At 69.6% G+C, this 21896-nt stretch carries 20 protein-coding genes; 5 read left to right on the top strand and 15 right to left on the bottom strand.

Annotated elements, in window-relative coordinates:
* Nucleotides 1–10: 10 nt before the first annotated feature.
* Entirely contained in the window at nt 11–469 is a 459-nt protein-coding gene (locus PVT71_RS02650; protein WP_353472949.1) for an SRPBCC family protein, read from the top strand.
* On the opposite strand, the gene xylB is transcribed toward PVT71_RS02650, so the two are convergent.
* The 4 genes from xylB to PVT71_RS02630 all read right to left on the bottom strand — a co-directional run bounded on the left by xylB (nt 470) and on the right by PVT71_RS02630 (nt 5535).
* Nucleotides 470–1924, bottom strand: a complete 1455-nt coding sequence (gene xylB, locus PVT71_RS02645) for a xylulokinase (RefSeq protein ID WP_353472948.1) — start codon at nt 1922–1924, stop codon at nt 470–472. It lies immediately after the preceding gene.
* 64 nt (nt 1925–1988) lie between these two features.
* Complete coding sequence (locus PVT71_RS02640) at nt 1989–2621, bottom strand: ATP-binding cassette domain-containing protein (protein ID WP_353472947.1); 633 nt, start codon at nt 2619–2621, stop codon at nt 1989–1991.
* A complete protein-coding gene (locus PVT71_RS02635) occupies nt 2614–4302 on the bottom strand; it encodes an ABC transporter permease subunit (protein WP_353472946.1) in 1689 nt (562 codons plus the stop codon). Before PVT71_RS02635 ends, PVT71_RS02640 begins: the two co-directional genes overlap by 8 nt.
* Nucleotides 4303–5535 (bottom strand): ABC transporter substrate-binding protein, encoded by a 1233-nt coding sequence (locus tag PVT71_RS02630; protein WP_353472945.1) that lies wholly within the window; start codon nt 5533–5535, stop codon nt 4303–4305. It abuts the gene before it with no gap.
* Nucleotides 5536–5713: 178 nt separating this feature from the next.
* Here PVT71_RS02630 and PVT71_RS02625 point away from each other — a divergent pair, with 178 nt between their 5' ends.
* A complete protein-coding gene (locus tag PVT71_RS02625; RefSeq protein WP_353472944.1) occupies nt 5714–6307 on the top strand; it encodes a class I SAM-dependent methyltransferase in 594 nt (197 codons plus the stop codon).
* A gap of 12 nt (nt 6308–6319) precedes the next feature.
* Here the strand turns inward: PVT71_RS02625 and gph are convergent, their stop codons facing one another.
* The 11 genes from gph to coxB all read right to left on the bottom strand — a co-directional run bounded on the left by gph (nt 6320) and on the right by coxB (nt 15847).
* On the bottom strand, nt 6320–6985 hold the full coding sequence (gene gph, locus PVT71_RS02620) for a phosphoglycolate phosphatase (protein ID WP_353472943.1): 666 nt from the start codon (nt 6983–6985) through the stop codon (nt 6320–6322).
* A gap of 130 nt (nt 6986–7115) precedes the next feature.
* A complete protein-coding gene (locus tag PVT71_RS02615; protein WP_353472942.1) occupies nt 7116–7955 on the bottom strand; it encodes an MBL fold metallo-hydrolase in 840 nt (279 codons plus the stop codon).
* A gap of 105 nt (nt 7956–8060) precedes the next feature.
* Nucleotides 8061–8645 carry a GNAT family protein gene (locus PVT71_RS02610; protein WP_353472941.1) on the bottom strand — a complete coding sequence of 195 codons (585 nt, stop codon included), beginning with the start codon at nt 8643–8645 and terminating at the stop codon, nt 8061–8063.
* Nucleotides 8645–9907, bottom strand: coding sequence for a pitrilysin family protein (locus tag PVT71_RS02605; protein WP_353472940.1), 1263 nt, complete (start codon nt 9905–9907; stop codon nt 8645–8647). Before PVT71_RS02605 ends, PVT71_RS02610 begins: the two co-directional genes overlap by 1 nt.
* Nucleotides 9904–11292 carry a threonine synthase gene (thrC, locus tag PVT71_RS02600; protein WP_353473827.1) on the bottom strand — a complete coding sequence of 463 codons (1389 nt, stop codon included), beginning with the start codon at nt 11290–11292 and terminating at the stop codon, nt 9904–9906. Before thrC ends, PVT71_RS02605 begins: the two co-directional genes overlap by 4 nt.
* Nucleotides 11293–11307: 15 nt before the next feature.
* A complete protein-coding gene (locus PVT71_RS02595; protein WP_353472939.1) occupies nt 11308–11997 on the bottom strand; it encodes an SURF1 family protein in 690 nt (229 codons plus the stop codon).
* 347 nt (nt 11998–12344) lie between these two features.
* On the bottom strand, nt 12345–13145 hold the full coding sequence (locus PVT71_RS02590; RefSeq protein WP_353472938.1) for a cytochrome c oxidase subunit 3: 801 nt from the start codon (nt 13143–13145) through the stop codon (nt 12345–12347).
* 25 nt (nt 13146–13170) lie between these two features.
* Entirely contained in the window at nt 13171–13755 is a 585-nt protein-coding gene (locus tag PVT71_RS02585) for a cytochrome c oxidase assembly protein (RefSeq protein WP_353472937.1), read from the bottom strand.
* A complete protein-coding gene (locus PVT71_RS02580) occupies nt 13745–13924 on the bottom strand; it encodes a hypothetical protein (protein WP_353472936.1) in 180 nt (59 codons plus the stop codon). The genes PVT71_RS02585 and PVT71_RS02580 overlap by 11 nt, the downstream gene beginning before the upstream one ends.
* The gene (cyoE, locus tag PVT71_RS02575) at nt 13924–14886 is read right to left on the bottom strand and encodes a heme o synthase (RefSeq protein ID WP_353472935.1); all 963 of its coding nucleotides are present in this window, start codon (nt 14884–14886) and stop codon (nt 13924–13926) included. The genes PVT71_RS02580 and cyoE overlap by 1 nt, the downstream gene beginning before the upstream one ends.
* A 67-nt stretch (nt 14887–14953) precedes the next feature.
* A complete protein-coding gene (coxB, locus tag PVT71_RS02570; RefSeq protein ID WP_353472934.1) occupies nt 14954–15847 on the bottom strand; it encodes a cytochrome c oxidase subunit II in 894 nt (297 codons plus the stop codon).
* 186 nt (nt 15848–16033) lie between these two features.
* On the opposite strand from coxB, the gene tldD reads away from it, so the two are divergent.
* The 3 genes from tldD to topA all read left to right on the top strand — a co-directional run bounded on the left by tldD (nt 16034) and on the right by topA (nt 21690).
* Complete coding sequence (tldD, locus tag PVT71_RS02565; RefSeq protein ID WP_353472933.1) at nt 16034–17455, top strand: metalloprotease TldD; 1422 nt, start codon at nt 16034–16036, stop codon at nt 17453–17455.
* A 216-nt stretch (nt 17456–17671) separates the two neighbouring features.
* Nucleotides 17672–18853 (top strand): DNA-processing protein DprA, encoded by a 1182-nt coding sequence (gene dprA / locus PVT71_RS02560; RefSeq protein WP_353472932.1) that lies wholly within the window; start codon nt 17672–17674, stop codon nt 18851–18853.
* A gap of 155 nt (nt 18854–19008) precedes the next feature.
* Nucleotides 19009–21690 (top strand): type I DNA topoisomerase, encoded by a 2682-nt coding sequence (gene topA, locus PVT71_RS02555; RefSeq protein WP_353472931.1) that lies wholly within the window; start codon nt 19009–19011, stop codon nt 21688–21690.
* Nucleotides 21691–21896 lie beyond the last annotated feature (206 nt).

Raw genomic sequence — 21896 nt, 5'->3', positions numbered from 1 at the left:
GAGGCAGGCGATGGAAATCTCCACCAAGGAAGACATCGAGGTCCCGGTCGAGCGGGTCTACGCGGAGGCGACCAATTTCGAGCATCTCGAGCGGCAGATCATGCGGCGCGGGATCGAGTTGCGGCGGGGTGACCCGGCGGGCGCGGGCAGCCATGCCTGGCACGCGGTCTTCACCTTCCGCGGCAGGGCGCGCGCGGCCGAGATCACGCTGATCGAGGAGGATGCGCCGAACCTGCTGGTCTACCGCAGCCTGACCGACGGGCTCGAGGTGCTGACGCGGATCGAGTTCGTCGCCCTGTCGCGCAGCCGCACGCGCATCGCCATGATGCTCGAGCTGAAGCCGCGGACGCTCTCGGCCCGGCTCATGGTGCAGTCGCTGAAGCTGGCGCGTGCCAATCTCGAGAAGAAGTTCCGCGTGCGCATGGCCGATTACGCGCAGTCGGTCGAGGACCGGCTGAAGCGCGCCTGATCAGCGCGGCGCGGCCAGCGGCCTCAGCGCGCGGTAGAGCGCGCGCCATTTCTCCAGCCTCTCCAGCAGGGCGCCTCCCGGGCGCGGGGTAAAGACCTCGCGCGCCTCGGGGCGCGTGTCGAGATCGCCCCGCGACAGGGTGCCGGTCGCCAGCGCCGCAAGCTTCGCCGCGCCGAGCGAGGGGCCGCTTGTCGCGCCGTCGGGCCGGAACAGGGTGAGCCCGCTGGCATCCGCCACCGCCTGCAGCAGCAGGTCGCTCTGCGCGCCGCCGCCGAGCACCGGCAGGGGCGCGAGCCCGCGCGCGGCGGGGCCGAAGCTCTCGGCCGCGTCGGCAAAGCAGAAGGCGACCGCCTCGACCACCGCGCGCATCATCGCGGCGCGGGTGGTGCTGTCCTCGAGCCCGAAGAAGCCGCCGCGGATGTGCGGATCGCCGTGCGGGCTGCGCTCGCCGGTGAGATAGGGCAGGAAGAGCGGCACGCGGGTGGCGGGGACGGCTGCGGCCTCCTCGAGCAGCGCGCCGATCCCGGCCCCGGCGACCCCGGCGAACCAGGCCATCGGCCGCGCGCCATTCAGCATCGCCGCCATCTGGTACCAGCGGCCGGGCAGGGTGTGGGCGAAGGCATGCACGAAGGCCCCGGGGTTGGGCCGGTAGGCGCTTCCGGCCAGCAGGAGCTGCCCCGAGGTGCCGAGCGAGATCAGCCCCGTGCCGTCCTCCACCGCGCCCACCGCCACCGCGCCCGTCGCGGCATCGCCGCCGCCGATCACGATTCGGACCCTTGGCGAAAGTCCCAGCCCGACGGCGATCTGCGGCAGGATGAGCCCCGCCACCTCCGCGCCGTCCCGCACCGGCGGAAGCCAGTCCGGGTCGGTGGCCGAGATGGCGCAGAGCGCGTCCGACCACCGACGCGCGGACTGGTCGAACCAGAGCGTGCCGGCGGCGTCCGAGGGATCGGTGACGTAGCCGCCGTGCAGCCGGTAGCCGAGGTAGTCCTTCGGCAGGAGGACATGGGCGATGCGGGCGTGGATCTGGGGCTCGTGGCGGGAGAGCCAGAGCAGCTTCGGCGCGGTGAAGCCGGGCAGGGGCGGCACACCCGCCAGCGTGCCGATCTCGGGCAGGGCCTCGGTCAGCGCGGCGCATTCGGCATGGGCGCGGCCGTCGTTCCAGAGCATGGCGGGGCGCAGCACGGCGCCAGAGCGGTCCAGCAGCACCGCGCCGTGCATCTGGCCGGAAAGGCCGATGGCGGTGATCGCCTGCCGCTCGCCCTCGGGCAGTCCGGCGACCAGCTCGGCCAGCACCGCGCGCGCGGCCTGCCACCAGTCCTCCGGGTCCTGCTCGGAGGCGTAGGGCATGGGCGAGGAGGTGGTGAGCGCCCGGCGCGCCTCGGCGCGGGGCACGCCCGCCTCGCACAGGAGGCCGATCACCGAGCTCGTGCCGAGATCCAGTCCGATTTCCAAGGCGTTCCTCCTCCCAGTCCCGCGCCGACCATTCCGCGGATCGGCGCGCCCCGCAAGGGGCGGCTCAGCCGAGAGTGATGACGCGCCCGCCCGCGGCCCCGGCATCCTCGGGATCATGGGTGACCAGCAGCACCGGCAGGCCCTGAGCGCGGGCGCGCTCGAAGACCAGCGCGCGGATCTGCCCGCGCCTTGCGGCGTCGAGCCGCGAGAAGGGCTCGTCGAGCAGCAGCGCGCGGGGTTCGGCCAGCAGCATCCGCATCAGCGCGACCCGCGCCTTCTGCCCGCCGGAGAGCGTAGCGGGATCGCGCTTGGCAAAGCCCTCGAGCCCGATGTCGCGCAGGGCGGTGTCGATCCGCCCGCGCCGGGCTCTGCCGCGCAGCCTTGCGGGCAGGCCGAAGCCGAGGTTGCCGCCGACCGACAGGTGCGGAAACAGCAGCTCGTCCTGGAAGAGGATGCCGACGCGGCGCCTTTCCGGCGGCAGCGCGGTGATCTCGGTGCCGTCGAGCGTGATCCTCCCCGAGAGCCCGAAGCCCGGGGCGAGCGTGCCGATGATCGCCGAAAGCAGCGTCGACTTGCCCGAGCCCGAGGGGCCCATGACCGTCAGCACCTTGCCGGGCGCGACATGGGCGTCGAGCGACAGCAGCGGCGCGCCGTGGCGGGTGATGCGCAGCGCATCGAAGACCAGCCCCTCAGCCATGGCGCATCCCCCGCCGATTGCGCCAGGCCAGCGCCGGGATCAGCAGCGCCAGCGCGAAGGGCAGGAAGGCCGCGCCGGTCTGCGCCAGCGCGGTCACGCCGATCACCCGCCGGTCACCGCCCGAGGCGAGGGCCAGCGCCTCGGTGGTCAGGGTCGGCACCCGGCCGCCGCCAATCAGCAGCGTCGGCAGGTATTGCCCGACACTCACCGCGGCGCTGACCGCGGCGGCGGTCAGCCAGGGGCGCAGCAGCATCGGCAGGCGCACGCGCCAGAAGGTGGCGCTCGGCCCCTTTCCCAGCGCGTGGGCGACGGCGGCGTAGCGCGGATCGAGCGCGCGGTAGGGGTCCGAGAGCGACAGGAAGGCATAGGGCAGCACGAAGACCACGTGCACGGCGATCACCGCGGCCAGCGTGCCGTCGAGCCCGGCCAGCAGCGCCGCCACCTGCAGCCCCGGCAGGAAGGCGATCTGCGGCACCAGCAGCGGCAGGTAGAGCAGCCAGAGTGCGCGGGTGCCGGGGCGCAGGCCGAAGCGCTGCTCGGCCTCGAGGCAGGCGGTGGTCAGCACCATGGCGACGCCGGAGGCGGTGGCGGCGATCAGCATGGTGCGGCCGAAGAGCGCCAGCAGGTCCGGCCCGTGGCGCATCCAGCTGCGCAGGGTCCAGCCCTGCGGCAGGAGCTCGGGAAAGTGCCAGAGCCCGGCGAGCGACCAGACCGCCATTCCCGCGAGCCCCAGCAGCACCAGCGCCGCCGAGAGCGCGCCGAGGCCCAGCCCCAGCCCGCGCAGCAGCGGCTCGGCATGGCCGCGCCCGCCCGAGACCAGCCAGCGCGCCGAGAGGCGGCGTGCGGCGATCTCGCCGCCGCGCCAGAGCAGCAGCGCCGCGATGGTCAGCGCCAGCAGCAGCAGCGCCCCGGCGGCGGCGCGGAAGCGCAGCGCGAGGTCGGGATCGTTCATCCATTTCAGCACCTGCACCGCCAGCGGCGGCGGCGTGCCCGGCCCGAGGATCATCGCCACGTCCACCACCGAGACCGAGAAGGCCAGCACCGCGTAGACCGGCAGGCGGATCTGCGCATAGAGCCGCGGCATGATCACCTTGGCCCATGCGGTGACGCGCCCGTATCCCAGCGCCTGCGCCGTGGCGAGGCTCTGGGCCGGGCGCAGCGCGGGCAGGGCGGCGAGGGTCATCAGCAGAAGGAACGGCATCTCCTTCACCACCAGCCCGGCGATCAGCGACAGGCCGCGCGGGTCCTGCAGGATGAGCAGGTCGGGCGGCTGCTCCCAGCCGAGCGGCAGGGCCAGCGCCCGGGCGATCCAGCCCGAGGGGGCGATGAGGAAGGCAAGCCCGAAGGCGGCGGCGGCATGGGGCACCGACAGCAGCGGCGAGAGCGCCCGTTCGAGCGCCGCGAAGGCCCGCGTGCCCTGCCAGCCGGCGCAGATCAGCAGCGTCAGTGCCAGCGCCAGCATCGTCGCGGCCAGCCCGGTGAAGAGCGACAGGAAGACCGCGCGCGGCAGCCCCGGCCAGCCCAGCAGCTCACGGAAGGGGGTGAGGGTGATCTCGCTGCCGCCGAGCGCGGGCAGGAGGCCGAAGGCCGGGGCGATCGTGCCCGCCAGCCCCGCCGCCACCGGCCCGAGCAGCGCCAGCAGCGTGAGGGCCGGTGCCGCGCGGGTCAGCGAGCGCGCCACTCAGCGCGCCACGCCGTAGCGCGCGGTCCAGTCCTCTTCGAGCTTCACCATCCAAGACGGATGCGGCTCGGGCAGGGTCGGTCCCAGCTCCTCGGGGGTGAGCGTGGCGATGCCGACGGGGATCTCGTCGAAGAGCCGGACCTGTGCATCCGAAAGCCGGTCCATCGCCAGCACGGTGCCGAAGCCGAGCTCGTCGGGGCTTGCCATGCGCGCCTGCGCCTCGGGCGATAGCAGCAGGTTGGCGATCACCATCGCGCCGGCCTTGGCATTGGCATTGTAGGGGATGGCGACGAAACTCGCATTGCCGAGCGAGCCGCCCTCGAGCACGAAGCTGCGCACCGTGTCCGGCAGCTGGAAATTGGCGATCGCGTTGGAGGCGGCGTTGGGGTTGAACTCGAAACCGATGTCGATCTCGTTGTCGGCCATCAGCTGGATCATCCGCTGGGCGGTCTGCGGATAGGCCTTGCCCTGCCGCCAGAGGTTCGGTGTGAGCCCGTCGAGCCAGTCCCAGAACGGCGCGGTCGCCGCCGCGTAATCGGCCTCGTCCACCGGGTGCGACAGCGCATCGGGATCGGGGGTCAGCTCGATCAGCGCCTGCTTGAGGAAGGTCGAGCCAAGGAAGTCCGGCGGCTGCGGATAGGTGAAGCGCCCCGGGTTGGGCGCCGCCCAGTCCGAAAGCGCAGCCATGCTGCGCGGCGGCTCGGGCAGGCGGGCGGTGTCGTGGTAGAAGACCAGTTGCGCCATGCCCCAGGGGCTTTCCAGCCCCTCGGTCGGCACGGTGAAATCGGCGGTCAGCGCGGTGTTGGCAGCGGGATCGGTCAGCTGCCAGTTCGGCAGGTCCTCGGACCACGGGCCGAAGAGCAGCCCCTGCCGCTTCATCGACGCGAAGTTCTCGCCGTTGATCCAGACGAGGTCGATCGCGCCGCCCTCGTCCTTGCCGGCGCCCTTTTCGGCGAGCACGCGGCTCACTGCCTCGGCGGTGTCCGACAGCTTCACGTGCTCGAGCGTGACGGCGTACTGGTCCTGTGCCTGCTGCCCGATCCAGTCGATGAAGGCATTGACGTTGTCGGCCCCGCCCCAGGCGTTCCAGTAGACCGTCTGGCCCCGCGCCTCGGCCGTCACAGCCTCCCAGTCGGCCGGATCGGCCCCGGCCCGGGCAAGGCCCGGAGTTGTGACGGAGAGGAGGGCGGCGAGGCCAAGCGGCAGCCAGTTGCGCATGGGGTGGCGGATCATTGCGCGGGTCTTTCCTGCTGTGCCGCAACCTGCGGCGCTTTCGTGCTATACGGTGTCATGTTTTCGCAAGCGCGCCGCCCCGGGGTCAATGACAAAAGGGTGTGAACGATTGCAGCGCGCTTGCAGCCTGCGGGCGTCTTTCTATCTGAGCCGTATATATTTTCCAGGAGCATCGCCCATGTGGGACGAACGATACGCCGTCGAGGATTACGTCTACGGAACCGAACCTTCGGGGGTCCTGATCCGCCGCAACAACTGGCTGAAGCCCGGTGCGAAGGCGCTCTGCGTCGCCGATGGCGAGGGGCGGAACTCGGTCTATCTCGCGCAGCTGGGCCTGAAGGTCACCGCCTTCGACGGTGCTGCCGCGGCGGTGGACAAGGCCCGGCGGCTTGCCGCCGAGCGCGGGGTCGAGGTGGACTACTCGGTGCAGGACGCCTTCGACTGGGACTGGCCGCGCGAGAGTTTCGACCTCGTGGCGGGGATCTTCATCCAGTTCGTCGGGCCCGACGGGCGGGCGGTGCTGTTCGAGCGGATGAAGGCGGCGCTCAAGCCGGGCGGCGTGCTGCTGCTGCATGGCTACACGCCCCGGCAGTTGCAGTTCGGCACCGGCGGGCCGGGGGTGGCCGAGAACCTCTACACCGCCGGGATGCTGCGCAAGGCCTTCGCGGACATGCGGGTGCAGGTGCTCGAGGATTACGAGCTCGACATCCGCGAGGGCAGGGGCCACGTCGGGCGCTCGGCGCTGATCGACATGATCGCCGTCAGGCGCTGAGCGCCCCCGGGCTCATGCCTCGAGCGCGCCGAAGTGATGCGCCACGATGCCGGGAAGCTGGTCCCAGTGGTCGAAGGCATAGGCGTGGGTCATCTCCTCCACCGGGGTCTTGCGATAGCCCTCGGTGAAGAGCGCGAAGGGCAGGCCGGCGCGCTCGGCGGTCTCGGCGTCCACCTCGCTGTCACCGACGTAGAGCCCCGGCCCGCCGAGATCGTGCATCACCTGGATGAGCGGGGCGGGGTCGGGCTTCTTCACCGGCAGGCTGTCGCCGCTGGCGACGGCGCGCAGGTGCCGGTCGAGCCCGAAATGGCCGAGCGCGATCTGCGTCGGCGCCTCGGGCTTGTTGGTGCAGAGCCCCATGGCGCAGCCGAGAAGCTCGAGCCGGGCCAGCGCGTCCATCACGCCGGGGTAGAGCACGGTGAGCGCGGGCTCGCGCTCGTATTCGCGCATGAACTTGCCGAGCAGCCGGGAATGGGCGTTCGGGTCGCGATCCAGCCCGACCGCCTCGACGACACGGGCGATCAGCACCGGGGCGCCCTTGCCGATGAAGCTGCGGGCCTGTTCGAAGGTGATCTCGGGCAGGCCCTCGCTGCGCAGCACGACATTGGCGGCGCGGTGCAGGTCGGGCGCGCTGTCGATCAGCGTGCCGTCGAGATCGAAAACGACGGATTTCAGCATGTTGCGCGGCCTGCGGCGCGGAGGGGGCGGGAGAGGGACATGGCGCGGGGCTCCTGTGTTGGCGCGGCGAGGAGGCCGCGCGGGGCCATGATGGCGGCGCGCCGCGGCGAGGTCCAGCGCGACGGGAGTCTCACTCGCTCAGCCATTCGGGTTGCAGCACGATGACCGTCGGCCGGGGCGGCAGGTCGCGCAGCCCGACCACCAGTTCCGAGCCGTCGCGGCGCTCGACCGGGAACCGGTCCGAGACATCCGCGATGAAGCGCTCGAGCGAGGCGCCCGAGAACCAGTGCATCGGCAGGATCACCGAGCTGCGCAGGCGCTCGACCACGCGCTCCATGTCCTCGAGCGGCATGGTCATGCCGCCGTCCACCGGCACCATCAGCACGTCGATCCGGCCGAGCGCGGCGTATTGTTCATCGCTGGGTTCGTGGTGCAGGTGGCCGAGATGGCCGATGCAGAGCCCTTCGACCTCGAAGACGAAGATCGAGTTGCCCTTCTCCTCGGTGCCGCCATAGGCCGAGCGGATGTCGGTCGAGACGTTGCGCACCAGCATCTCGCCAAGGTCGAGGTTGTGCTCGATGCCCTCGCCGAACGGCCCCCAGCCCTCGAGGATGTGCGGAATCGCCGGGTCTGGATTGGCGGTCCAGTGGCTGGAATGGGCGTGGTTCATCGTCACGACGTCGGGGATCATCGGGACGTTGCCGATGTAGCCGGTGAAATCGGTGACCGCATCGAGCCCGCCGCGCGTCTGGATCAGGAAGGAGGCGTGCGAGAGATACTGGATCCGCACCGCGTATTCGGGCACCGGATCGGTCCAGGCGGCCTTGTGCAGGTACTCGATCCCGGGTGCGGCATCGGCGATGGCGATGCAATGGGAGGCGCGGCGTTCCTGCGCCTCGGCGGGCAGGGCGGCAAGGCCGGAGAGGCTGGTCAGGGCGAGGACCATCGTGTCACGGGCAGGGCGCAGCATGGCAGGGCTCCTTTCGCAAGGAAGCCTAAGCCCGGAACGCGCCGCGCGGAGTTAAAATTTACGTGGCGTAAGGCTTGGGCGGACCGTGGACGCCGATTTGCCCGGTCAGCCGACCTGCGTGCGCCCGCGCCGGTCGAGCCGCAGCGCGCTGTAGAGCACGTGGGTGCGCCAGCGGCCGTTGATCTGCAGGTAGCTCTGCGCCACGCCCTCGTACTTGAAGCCCGAGCTTTCGAGGAGCCCGCGCGACGCGACGTTCTCGGGCAGGCAGGCAGCCTCGATCCGGCTGAGATCCATCGCGGTGAAGGCATGGTGCACCAGCGCCGCGATCGCCTCGCGCATGTAGCCGTGCCGGGCGAAGGGCTGGCCGGTCCAGTAGCCGAGCGTGCCGGACTGCGCCGGGCCGCGGCGGATGTTGTCGAGGGTGATCGCCCCGACCAGCACCGAATCCTCGCGCCGCACCAGGAAGAGCGGCACCGCCGAACCCGCGCTGATCGAGCGCTGCGCCCAGTAGACGCGGTTGGTGAAGGCGCGCCGCGAGAGGTGGTCCTCCGCCCAGGAAGGCTCCCAGGGCGTGAGGTAGTCCTTGCTCTGCAACCGCAGCGCGACCCAGGCGTTGAAATCGCCATGGAGCGGCGGGCGCAGGATCAGACGCTCGCTGTCGAGCCTGAACTTCCGCCGCCGTCCCAGCATCAGGCGGCCCGCTGTGCCTGCAGCTCGTCGAGCCCGGGCGCGCTCTTGACCGGGCCGTAGAGCGCCAGCGCGGCCGGGGCCTCGGCGGCGATCTTCTCGGCAAAGTCGCGCACGTCGCCGGTGGTGACGTTGTCGATCTTCTCGACCGTCTCCTCGATCGGCGGCACCTCGCCCCAGATCTGCACCATGCGCGCCATGCGCTCGGCGCGGGAGGACGAGCTTTCCAGCCCCATCAGCAGCCCGGCCTTCATCTGCGCCCGGGCGCGGGCGACCTCCTCGGGGGACATGTCCTCGGCGGCGCGCTTCATCTCGTCGATGGTCAGCCGCGCAAGCTCGCCCACTTCCTCGCCGGAGGTGCCGGCATATACGGTGGCCAGCCCGGTCTCGGCATAGGCGCCGGTCTGGGCAAAGATCGTGTAGCAGAGGCCGCGCTTCTCGCGGATCTCCTGGAACAGGCGCGAGGACATGCCGCCGCCAAGCGCGATCGAGTAGATCTGCGCGGTGTAGAAGTTGGGATCGCGGTAGCCCGGTCCCTCGAAGGCCAGCGCGAGATGCGCCTGCTCGAGCGATTTCACCCGGCGGAACTCGCCGCCGGTGAAGCGCGCGTCCTCGGCCACCGGGGCAAGGCGCGGCACCATCATGCCGAAGAGCCCCTCGGCCTGCGCCACCAGCGCCTCGTGATCCACCGCGCCGGCGGCGGAGAGGATCATCTGGCCCGGCCCGTAATGTTCGGCCACGAAGGTCGCGAGATCGTCGCGGTCGAAGGACTTCACGTTGGCCGCCTCGCCGAGGATGGTCCGCCCCAGCGCCTGGCCGGTGTAGGCCTTTTCCTGCAGCCAGTCGAAGATCACGTCGTCGGGCGTGTCGAGCGCCTGGCCGATCTCCTGCAGGATCACGTGACGCTCGGTCTCGATCTCCTTGGGCTCGAAGATCGGGTTGAGCAGGATGTCCCCGATCACGTCCATGGCGAGCCGGGTGTCGTTCTCGAGCACGCGGGCGTAATAGGCCGTCACCTCGCGCGAGGTATAGGCGTTGATGTAGCCGCCCACGTCCTCGATCGCCTCGGCGATCTGCAGCGCGCTGCGCGTCTTGGTGCCCTTGAAGGCCATGTGCTCGAGGAAATGCGCGATGCCGTTCTGCTCGATCCGCTCGTTGCGGCCACCGGCGGTGACCCAGATGCCGAGCGAGGCCGACTGCAGGCCGGGCACGTTTTCGGAGACGACGCGGAAGCCGTTCTTCAGGGTGGTGAGTTGCACGGTCACTTGGTGATACGCTCCCGGATAAGGGTTTCGAGTGCCGCAAGATCGTTGGGCACACGGGTGACACGCTCGGGGCGGTCGAAGAGGTCTGCCATGCGCGCGGGCAGGGGCGGGCGGATGCCGCTGGCCTTTTCCACGGCGTCGGGGAACTTCGCCGGATGCGCGGTGGCAAGGGTGATCATCGGCACGGAGGCGGTGCGGTGCTCGTCCGCCACCTTCACGCCGATGGCGGAATGCGGGCAGAGCAGCTCGCCCATGGTCTGCTGCGCCTTGGCGATGGTGGCGAGGGTGTCTTCTTCCGAGGCGCGGCCGCTCTCGAAATGCTCGCGCAGTGCCTGCAGCGCGCCCTGGCTCACGTTGAACCCGCCGGCCTTCAGCTCGTCCATCAGCTGCGCCACGGCCGCGCCGTCGCGCCCGTAGGCGTCGAAGAGCGCGCGCTCGAAGTTCGAGCTGACCTGGATGTCCATCGACGGGCTGATCGAGGGGTGCACCTCGGACGTGCGGTAGTCGCCGGTCGAGAGGCAGCGGTGCAGGATGTCGTTCTGGTTCGTCGCCACCACCAGCCGGTCGATCGGCAGGCCCATCTTCTTGGCGATGTAGCCCGCGAAGATGTCGCCGAAGTTGCCGGTCGGCACGGTGAAGCTGACCTTGCGGTCCGGCGCGCCCAGCGACACGGCGGAGGAGAAGTAGTAGACCACCTGCGCCAGCACCCGCGCCCAGTTGATCGAGTTCACGCCCGCCAGCCGCACCTCGTCGCGGAAGGTGAAGTCGTTGAACATGTCCTTGAGCTTGGCCTGGCAGTCGTCGAAATGCCCGTCGAGCGCCAGCGCGTGCACGTTCGCCTCGGGTGGCGTGGTCATCTGGCGGCGCTGCACCTCCGAGACGCGGCCATGCGGGAAGAGGATGAAGACATCCACCGCGTCGAGCCCCTTGAAGGCCTCGATCGCGGCCGAGCCGGTGTCACCCGAGGTGGCGCCGACGATGGTCACCCGCTCGCCGCGGCGGGTCAGCGCCTCCTGGAAGAGCTGGCCGATGAGCTGCATGGCGAAGTCCTTGAACGCCAGCGTCGGGCCGTGGAAGAGCTCCAGCAGGAAGTGGTTCGGCGCCAGCTGCACCATCGGCGCGCGGGCGTTGTGGCCGAAACCGGCATAGGCCTTGGAGATGAGGTCGCCAAAGGTCTCGTCGCTGAAGCTGCCCGCCACGAAGGGCCGCATGACGCGGAAGGCGGTCTCCTCGTAGCTGAGCCCGCTCAGCGCGCGGATGTCGCCGGGGGTCATCACCGGCACGGTCTCGGGCACGTAGAGGCCGCCGTCACGGGCGAGGCCCGAGAGCATGGCCTCCTCGAAGCTGAGCGCCGGGGCTTTGCCGCGGGTCGAGATGTAGCGGATTGGGCTCATGGGGGCTCAGGCCTTTCCTGTCTTGGACTGCCGGCGGATGTAATAGCCGGTCATGATCAGCCACACCACCGCCAGCGAGAACCAGGTGATGGCGTATTGCAGGTGATCGTTGGGAATGCCGCTGGCGCTGACCGGCAGCGGCTGGAGGGTCGGGTCGGCGGGGGTGACCTCACGCGCGACGACGAGCAGCGGCTCGGTCTGCAGCGTCTCGGCCATGGCGCCGATGTCGCGGGCGAACCAGATGTTCGCCTTGAGATCATTCTCGGGCGTCGAGCTGTTGCGGTCGTCGGGCCAGTGCAGGTTGCCGGTGACGGTGACCGTCCCGGTGCTGCGCGCGGCGTCCTTCTCCGCGTCCGGGGTGAAGCCGCGGTCGAGCAGGATGAGCCGCGGCCCCTCGGGGTCACCTTCGACCCGGAAGGGCGCGATGATCCGGTAGCCCGCGCCGACACCCTTCTGGCTGACCAGCACGCGGATCTCGCCGGGCAGGATCTCTCCCTGCAGGGCCACCGGCTGGTAGCGCTGCTCCTCGGGCGCGATCATCCGGGGCAGGGGCTGCGCGGGACCGGCGATGCGCGCGTCGATCTCGGCCAGCACCGCTTCCTTCCACTCGAGCCGGCGCAGCTGCCAGCTGCCCAGCGAGATCAGGATCGCGGCGCCGATCAGGCCGAAGAGGAGGGGGGCGAGGTAACGGGTCAAGTAGGTCCGGGTCCGGTCTCGGGGCGGGGGTCGGGGCGCTGCCGCGTCCTGCCTGCTTTAGCGCCTCTGCGCGGGACACATCAAGGCGCGATTGTTCGCGGGACGCGCAAGCGGCGGGCGCTGCGGCAAAAGGGCAGGGGCTCCGCCCCTCTGCGGCTGCGCCGCATTCACCCCGGCGTGTTTTGAAAGAGAAGAAGGGCGGGGCGCGTCCCGTGCTTCTTCTCTTTTTCAAATACGCCTGCCCGGCGGTGCCGTCCCGCGCGGCGCGGGGCAGACGCGAAACGCCCGCCGGGTGCGGCGGGCGTCTGCGGTCTCGGATGAAACGAGGTTCGGGTGCCGGGCCGGGCTCAGCCGCCCCAGATGTAGACCGAGGCGAAGAGGAAGAGCCACACCACGTCGACAAAGTGCCAGTACCAGGCGGCGGCCTCGAAGCCGATGTGCTTGGTCGGCGTGAAGTCGCCCCTCATCAGCCGCAGCAGGCAGACGAAGAGGAAGATCGTGCCGATGATCACGTGGGTGCCGTGGAAGCCCGTCGCCATGAAGAAGTTGGCGCCGTAGATGTTGCCCGAGAAGCCGAAGGCCGCGTGGCTGTACTCATAGGCCTGGAACACGGTGAAGAGCACGCCGAGCGCGATGCCGATGGCGAGGCCCCACTTCATGTCCTGGCGGTTGTTCTCGTGCACCAGCGCGTGGTGCGCCCAGGTCACGGCGGCGCCCGAGCAGAGCAGGATCAGCGTGTTGATCAGCGGCAGGTGCCAGGGGTCGAAGGTCTCGATCCCGGCGGGCGGCCAGACGCCGTCGACGGCCGGGGAGTTCGGGCCCATCGGGTAGAGCGCGTGCTTGAAGAACGACCAGAACCAGGCGAAGAAGAACATCACCTCGGACATGATGAACAGGATGAAGCCGTATTTCAGGCCGATCTGCACCACCGGGGTGTGGTCGCCCACGCGGCTCTCGGCGATCACGTCCGACCACCAGCCGAACATGGTGTAGAGCACGCCGACGAAGCCCGCGAGGAAGATCCACGGCCCGTGGTCGTGCATCCACAGAACCGCGCCGAACAGCATGACGAAGGCGGAGGCCGCGCCGATCAGCGGCCAGGCTGACGGGGGTAAAATGTGGTAGTCGTGGTTCTTTGCATGCGCCATCTCGATTCCCTCGTTGGTCAGGCGGTCAGTTGACGGAACTCGTGTCCGCTTCTTCCTTGGCAAGAGCGGCCTGCGTCTCCTCTGGCAGGTCGATCTCGTAGAACGTGTAGCTGAGCGTGATGTGCTTGGCGAACTTCGCGTCGGGATCGTTGACGATCTCGGGGTCGACGTAGAAGCTTACCGGCATCTGCACCCGCTCGCCGGGCATGAGCACCTGCTCGGTGAAGCAGAAGCACTCGATCTTGCTGAAATAGGCGCCCGCGTCATAGGGGGCCACGTTGTAGGCGGCCTGCCCGGCGATGGGGCGGTTGGTGGGATTGTAGGCCTCGTAGAAGGCGAGGCCATCCTCGCCGATGCGCAGCGTCATCTCGGTCTGCAGCGGCTTGAACTCCCAGGGGAAGCCGCGGTCCTTCGAGGCGTCAAAGCGGATCTTGATGGTGCGGTCGAGGATCTGCGAGGCCTCGCCGGTGGCGACGTTGGTCGTGCCGCCATAGCCGGTGACCCGGCAGAACCAGTTGTAGAAGGGCACGGAGGCCCAGGCCATGGCGCCCATGAAGACCACCACGCCGATCAGCGACCAGAGAGTCTTCGTGGTGCCCTTAGTTGCCATTCTGGACCTGTCCCTGCTGCGGCGCGTTGGCGGCGCCGAAGTCGCCCGAGCCGATCTTGACGATGGTCAGGCCGAAGACGATGGCGATGAAGGCCGCCAGGGTGAGCCCGACGCCGATGTTGCGGCCGCGGCGGCGGTGGTGAAGTTCGTGCTCGTGTGCGATGCCCATCAGAAGCCTCCCAGCAGGTCGATGCCGAAGCGCGCCAGTCCCGCCTCGACCAGGATCGCGCCGAAATGCGCGAAGAGGTAGAGCAGCGAGAGCTTGAAGAAGCCCTTCTCGGTCTTGAAGTTGTCGGCTTCCGACATGACCTCGTCACGGCGGAAGATGTTCCAGGCGCCCTTGAGGAAGAGCGCGTTCAGCACCAGCGCCACGGCCAGGTAGATCGGACCGCCCACCGAGGTGAAGCCGGTGCCGATGGCCAGCGCCGCCAGCAGGATGGTGTAGACGAGGATGTGCTTGCGGGTCGAGCGGCGGCCGTGGGTCACGGTCAGCATCGGCACGCGCGCATCGTCGTAGTCCGAGCGCATGAAGAGCGCCAGCGCCCAGAAATGCGGCGGCGTCCACATGAAGGTCAGGCAGAACATCAGCACGGCCTCGACGCTGACCGATCCGGTCGCGGCGGCCCAGCCGATCATCGGGGGGAAGGCGCCGGCGGCGCCGCCGATGACGATGTTCTGCGGCGTCGAGCGCTTCAGCCACATGGTGTAGATCACCACGTAGAAGAAGATGGTGAAGGCCAGCAGCCCGCCCGCCAGCGCGTTGGTGGCAAGGGCGAGGAAGACGCAGGAGAAGCCCGAGAGCGCGAGGCCGAGGGCCAGCGCCTCGCCCGGCTGCACGCGGCCCGAGGGGATCGGGCGCTTGGCGGTGCGCTTCATCACCGCGTCGATGTCGGCGTCCCACCACATGTTCAGCGCGCCCGAGGCGCCGCCGCCCACGGCGATGAAGAGGATCGCGCAGAAGCCGACGAAGGGGTGAACCGGGACCGGCGCGGCCAGCAGGCCGACGAAGGCGGTGAAGACCACCAGGGTCATGACGCGCGGCTTGAGCAGGGCGAAATAGTCGCCGAACTGCGCGTCGTACTCGGACGCGCGGGCCGTCTGTGCTGCCGTGTTGGTGGTGAGGTCGCTCATTGGGGTCTCGATTCAGGTCCTGGCGACGCGCCCTCCTCCTCGGGGCGCGCCGCCGTGTTGCAAGAAGTTAGGACGCGGCCAGGAACTGGCGCACGTCGACGTAGCCGCCGTCGTTCTGCGAGGCGGCGAGCCAGGCGTCATAGGCCTCCTGGCTGACCACCTTGACGGTGATCGGCATGTAGGCGTGGCTGATGCCGCAGAGTTCCGAGCACTGGCCGAAGAACACGCCCTCGCGCTCGGGCTTGAACCACAGCTCGGCGATGCGGCCCGGAACGGCGTCCTGCTTCACGCCGAAGGCCGGGATGGTCCAGGAGTGGATCACGTCGGCGCCGGTCACCTGCATCACGATGGTCTTGCCGACGGGCACGACCACGGCGGTGTCGGTGGCAAGCAGGAACTCGCTGTCGCTGTAGCCGGCCTCGTGCAACTGGGTCGACACGTCGGTGCTGAAGCGGTTCTCGCCGCCGGTCGCCGGGGCGCCGATCATGTAGCCCTCGTAGGCGAGGTCGGTGCCGACATATTCATAGCCCCAGTACCACTGGTAGCCGGTGACCTTGATCACCACGTCGCCCTCGGGGATCTCCTGCTGCTTGAACAGCACCGGCAGGGAGAAGGCGCCGATCACCACGAGGATCACGATCGGACCCAGCGTCCAGGCGATCTCGAGCGGCGAGTTGTGGGTGAAGCTCTTCGGGGTCGGGTTGGACTTCCTGTTGAAGCGCAGCACGGCATAGGCCAGCAGCGCGATAACGAAGATGCAGATCGCGGTGATGATGACGAGCAGCATCCCGTCCAGCCATTGAAGGTCGCGCGCGAGCTCGGTCGAGGCGGGCTGGAAGCCCGTGCCGCCTGCGTGCGGGTGGCCCACCAGCTCCAGCGAGTCCTGCGCCAGGGCCGGGACGGCAAGGGCTGCCGTCAGTGCGCCGGTGGCGAGGCCCGTCAGCTTCGATAGTTTACGCATGTATCACCTGATCCGGTTGTCATTCTTCTCTGCGGACAGGAGGATTCACCCCCGAGCCGCCGCCCGAAGAGCCTCCTCCCTGTTGTTGTGGACTTTAAAAAGCACATTGCGCCCATCAAATAAAGATGAACGCTTGCGGCAAAAGCGCACTTTTTTGATCCAGATCAAAACTAAGAGGATGACCACATGAGCGAAAGCCCTTTCCGGCCCTTTGAAACGGCCCTCGATCTGGAGCGCACACTGGGGCAACTGCGTAACGCTGTCGCGGGGGCGGATGACGGCGAGCTCTTCCTCGAAAGACGCCGCGGCGAGGCTCTGGTACTGGACGACGGCCGAATCAGGACCGCCAGCTATGACGCCTCCGAGGGGTTCGGCCTGCGCGCGGTGCGCGGCGAGGTGGCGGGCTACGCCCATTCCACCGAGATCTCCGAACAGGCCATCGCGCGTGCGGTCGAGACCACCCGGCTGGCGGTCGGCGACGGCGGCGGCGTGCTCGCCCCGCCGCCCGCGGGCACCAACCGCAGGCTCTACACCGACGCCGACCCGATCGCCGGGCACAGCTTCCCGGTGAAGCTCGAGACGCTGCGCGAGATCGACGCCTTTGCCCGCGACCTCGACCCGCGCGTGGTTCAGGTAACCGCGACCATCGCCGCCTCCTGCCAGGAGGTCGCGATCCTGCGCCCCGAGGGCGGGCTGGTCACCGACGTGCGCCCGATGACCCGCGTCACCGTGTCCGTCATCGTCGAGGAGAACGGCCTGCGCGAGCAGGGCGCGGCCTCGGGCGGCGGGCGCTACCTGCTCGACGGGCTGCTCGAGCCCGCCTCGTGGCAGGCGAAGGCGCGCGAGGCGCTGCGCATCGCGCTGGTCAACCTGCGCGCCGAGGACGCGCCCGCCGGGGTCATGGACATCGTGCTCGGGCCGGGCTGGCCGGGCATCCTGCTGCACGAGGCGGTGGGTCACGGGCTCGAGGGCGATTTCAACCGCAAGGGCAGCTCGGCCTTTGCCGGGCTCATGGGCCAGCGCGTCGCCGCGCCCGGGGTCACCGTGGTCGATGACGGCACCCTGCCGGACCGGCGCGGCTCGATCTCGGTCGACGACGAGGGCACGCCCTCGGCGCGCAACGTGCTGATCGAGGACGGCATCCTCGTGGGCTACATGCAGGACCGCCAGAACGCCCGGCTGATGGGCGTCGAGGCCACCGGCAACGGCCGCCGCGAGAGCTATGCCCACGCGCCGATGCCGCGGATGACCAACACCATCATGCTGGGCGGCGATGCCGACCCCGCTGACATCGTGGCGGATCTCAAGGACGGGATCTGGGCCGTCGGCTTCGGCGGCGGGCAGGTGGACATCACCAACGGCAAGTTCGTCTTCTCCTGCACCGAGGCCTACCGGGTGAAGAACGGCAAGGTCGGCGCGCCGGTGAAGGGCGCGACGCTGATCGGCGACGGCGCCACGGCGCTGCAGCACGTGCGGGCGCTCGGCAACGACATGGCGCTCGACCCGGGCATGGGCAACTGCGGCAAGCAGGGCCAATGGGTGCCGGTGGGCGTGGGCCAGCCGACGGTGATGATCGGCGGGCTTACGGTCGGCGGCGCGGGCAGCTGATCGGGCGGTCGCCAAAGTAGCGAGGGGCGATGCCTCTCGCGCCCGAGGCGGGGCACTTGAAGAGGCGAGGGGCTCTGCCCCTCGCGCTCCCCGGCGTATTTGGAAAGAGAAGAAGGGGCGGGCGGTTTTCGGGCGGCGCGGCTTTCGGCTTCCGGGGCTTCATTCTTGCTTAACCAGTCATCGGCTAGAGAGGATCCCGCAAGAGACGGGGTCAGGATGACCGGGCACACACAGACTTCCAACCACCCCCCACTCCCACCCACCACGGAAGCCGACCGGCTGGCTTGGCTCCGTCTCTTGCGCTCACGCCGGGTGGGGCCGACGACCTTCTGGCGGCTCCTGGCCGAGCATGGCTCCGCCGCCGCCGGGCTGGACGCGCTGCCCGCGGTGGCCGCCGGGGCCGGGGTCGAGGATTATCGCATCTGTCCCGAGGGCGTGGTGCAGGCCGAGCTTGCGGCCGGCGCCCGCGCCGGCGCGACTTTGGTGTTTCGCGGCGCTCCCGGCTACCCGCCCGGGCTTGCCGAGATGGAGGATGCGCCGCCGCTGCTCTGGGTGATCGGGCAGGGCGCGCTGCTGCACCGCCCCGCCGTGGCCCTGGTGGGCGCGCGCAATGCCTCCTCGCTCGGCGCGCGCACCGCGCGGTTGCTGGCGCGGGGGCTGGCCGAGGCTGGCTGGCTGGTGGTTTCGGGCCTCGCGCGCGGCATCGACGCCGAGGCGCATCGCGCGGCGCTCGCGGGCGGCGAGGCGGGCGGCACCGCGGCGGTCATGGCCGGCGGGGTCGACGTGATCTATCCGCAGGAGAATGCGCTGCTGGCGGCCGAGATCCGGGACCGCGGCGTGCTCCTGTCCGAGCAGCCCCCGGGGATGCAGCCGCAGGCGCGGCATTTCCCGACCCGCAACCGCATCGTCTCGGGCATGGCGCAGGGCGTGGTGGTGGTCGAGGCGGCGGTGAAATCCGGCTCGCTGATCACCGCGCGCTGCGCGCTCGACCAGGGGCGCGAGGTGATGGCGGTGCCCGGCCATCCGCTCGACGGGCGCGCGGGCGGGTGCAACCTGCTGCTGCGCGACGGGGCAAGGCTGGTGCGCAATGCCGAGGACGTGATCGAGGCGCTGGCGCGGCCCGAGCCCGCACGCCCGGAGCCCGCCGTCGCGGTGCCGGAAGCGCCGGGCCGGGCCGTGCAGGTGCCGCCGCCACCGCCCGAGCGCCGCAGCCGTGCCGAGACCCGCGCGCTGCACCAGCGCATCCTCGACCGGCTCGGCCCGGTGCCGGTGCCCGAGGACCAGGTGATCCGCGATCTTGGCGGGCAGGTCGCGCAGATCGCCCCGGCGCTCACCGATCTCGAACTCGAGGGGCGGCTCGAACGCCGCCCCGGTGGATTGCTGAGCCGGCTCTCCTGAGCCTCCGAAACGGCCCGGAATCGCGGCAATTCGCCTGTGCTGCCTGGGGTCCGCCGCCGGGCCGCATTGACATTTCCCCCTTGCGTCCCACATCTTGCGCCGCCATAGCGGCAGGCAAGCCGTTTTGAGCACAGCGTTGCAATGAGGTCTCATTAATGCCCGTCGTCGTCGTCGAATCCCCGGCCAAAGCCAAGACAATCAACAAGTATCTGGGATCCGACTACACGGTGCTCGCCTCCTACGGCCACGTCCGGGACCTGCCGGCGAAGGACGGGTCGGTCGACACCGACAACGATTTCGACATGACCTGGGAGATCGGCGCCGACTCGCGCAAGCATGTCTCGGCCATCGCCGAGGCGCTCAAGAATGACAACGCGCTCATTCTCGCGACCGACCCTGATCGCGAGGGAGAGGCGATCTCGTGGCACCTGAAGGAGGCGCTGACCAAGCGCCGCTCGATCCGCAAGGACACTGCGGTGAGCCGGGTCACCTTCAACGCGATCACCAAGGCCGCCGTCACCGAGGCGATGCAGAACCCGCGCGAGATCGACGCGCCGCTGGTCGAGGCCTACCTCGCCCGCCGCGCGCTCGACTACCTCGTCGGCTTCAACCTCTCGCCGGTGCTCTGGCGGAAGCTGCCGGGCGCGCGCTCGGCGGGCCGGGTGCAGTCGGTCTGCCTGCGGCTCATCGTCGAGCGCGAGATGGAGATCGAGGCCTTCAATCCCCGCGAATACTGGCAGGTCAAGGCGCTGCTGACGACGCCGCGCGGGCAGGAGTTCGAGGCGCGGCTGACCACGCTCGCAGGCCGCAAGCTCGACCGCTACGATCTCGAGAACGCCACCCAGACCGAGATGGCGGTGCAGGCCGTCGCCAAGCGCGCGCTGAAGATCCTCTCGGTCGAGGCGCGGCCCAGCACCCGCAACCCCTCGGCCCCGTTCATGACCTCGACCCTGCAGCAGGAGGCGAGCCGCAAGTTCGGCATGGGCGCGCGCGCCTGCATGAACGCGGCGCAGCGGCTCTACGAGGCGGGGCACATCACCTACATGCGGACCGACGGCATCGACATGGCCCCCGAGGCGGTGACCGCGTGCCGCGAGGCCATCGCCGACCGTTTCGGCAAGCAATACGTGCCGGGCAGCCCGCGCATCTACAAGAACAAGGCCAAGAACGCGCAGGAAGCGCACGAGTGCATCCGCCCGACCGACATGACCAAGGACGCCGAGGCGCTGAAGCTGCGCGAGGATGACCAGCGCAAGCTCTACGACCTGATCTGGAAGCGCACGCTGGCCTGCCAGATGGAGGCGGCGCGGCTCGAGCGCACCACGGTCGAGATCGGCTCGGACGACCAGCAGGTCGGGCTGCGCGCCACCGGCCAAGTGGTGATCTTCGACGGCTTCCTGAAGATCTACGAAGAGGGCCGCGACGACGTCGAGGGCGAAGACGACAAGCGCCTGCCGCAGATCATGCAGGGCGAGAACGCCGCCTTTGCCAAGTCGGGCCTCAGGGCGCAGCACGAGAAGGCCGCCGAGCGCGCGACGCCAGCCTCGGGCATCTCGTCGATCCTGTCGGACAACAATGCCGTGCTCGGCACGCAGAGCTTCACCCAGCCGCCGCCGCGCTACACCGAGGCGACGCTGGTCAAGCGCATGGAAGAGCTCGGCATCGGGCGCCCTTCGACCTATGCCTCGGTGATCACCACGATCCAGGACCGCGAATACGTCAAGAAGGAGCAGAACCGCCTCATCCCCGAGGACAAGGGCCGGATCGTCACGATCTTCCTGCTCAACTTCTTCCGCAAGTACGTGGGCTACGAGTTCACTGCCGAGCTCGAGAACGAGCTCGACGAGGTCTCGGCCGGCGAGATGGACTGGAAGTCGGTGCTTGCCAAGTTCTGGCGCGATTTCTCGGCGGCGATCTCGGAGACCTCCGAGCTGCGCATCTCCGAGGTGCTCGACGTGCTCGACGAGGCGCTGGCGCCGCAGCTCTACCCGCCGCGCGAGGACGGCTCCGACCCGCGCATCTGCCCCAAGTGCGGCAACGGCCAACTGCACCTGAAGACCTCGCGCACCGGCGGCTTCGTCGGATGCGGCAACTACCCCGAGTGCACCTACACCCGCCCGATCGCGGGCGAAGGGGCCGAGGGTGACGAGCGGCTGCTCGGCGAGGATCAGGGCGACGAGATCTGGCTCAAGGCCGGGCGCTTCGGCCCCTACGTGCAGCGCGGCGAGCCGACGGCCGAGAACAAGAAGCCGCCGCGGGCCTCGCTGCCGCGCGGCTGGTCGAAGGACGACCTGACGTTGGAGAAGGCGCTGGTGCTGCTGTCGCTGCCGCGGCAGATCGGCGAGCACCCCGAGGGCGGCGCGGTCTCGGCCAACTTCGGGCGCTTCGGCCCCTATATCATGCACCAGTTGCCCGACGACGCGAAGCCGACCTACGTGAACCTCAAGGATCCGGCCGAGGTCTTCGAGATCGGCATGAACCGCGCGGTCGAGATGCTGGCCGAGAAGCGCGCGAACCCCGGCGGGCGCGGCCGTGCCGCGGCCAAGGCGCTGAAGGAGGTCGGTGATCACCCCGAGGGCGGCGCGATCGCCATCTTCGACGGGCGCTACGGGCCTTACGTCAAGTGGGAGAAGGTGAACGCCACCCTGCCCAAGGACACGGATCCGGAAAGCGTCACGCTCGAGCAGGCGCTGGCGCTGATCGCCGAGAAGTCCGCCAAGTCGGGCGCCAAGAAGAAGGCAGCCCCGAAAAAGGCGGCGGCCAAGGCGAGCACCACCAAGAAGACCGCTGCCAAGAAGGCACCGGCGAAGAAGAGCGCGGCGAAGTCGGACGAGTGAGAACGCCTCCCGCCTGAGCAGATGATCGGCCCGCGCCCTTGCTGGCGCGGGCCTTTTCATGTCCGGCGGCGTGTTAGCGCTGCCTGTCGCCAAAGGGTCCCGTACAAGAAAAAAGGGTTGCCCTTCGTCCTGTTTACCGGGAATGCTGCGCCGCGGCGCCACGTCGCTGCGCTTGCGAAAGTGACTTGGCGCGAACCCCGCATCCG

The organism is Salipiger sp. H15, from assembly GCF_040409955.1.
Taxonomy (GTDB): domain Bacteria; phylum Pseudomonadota; class Alphaproteobacteria; order Rhodobacterales; family Rhodobacteraceae; genus Salipiger.
This window is presented reverse-complemented; position numbering and strand designations above follow the sequence as displayed.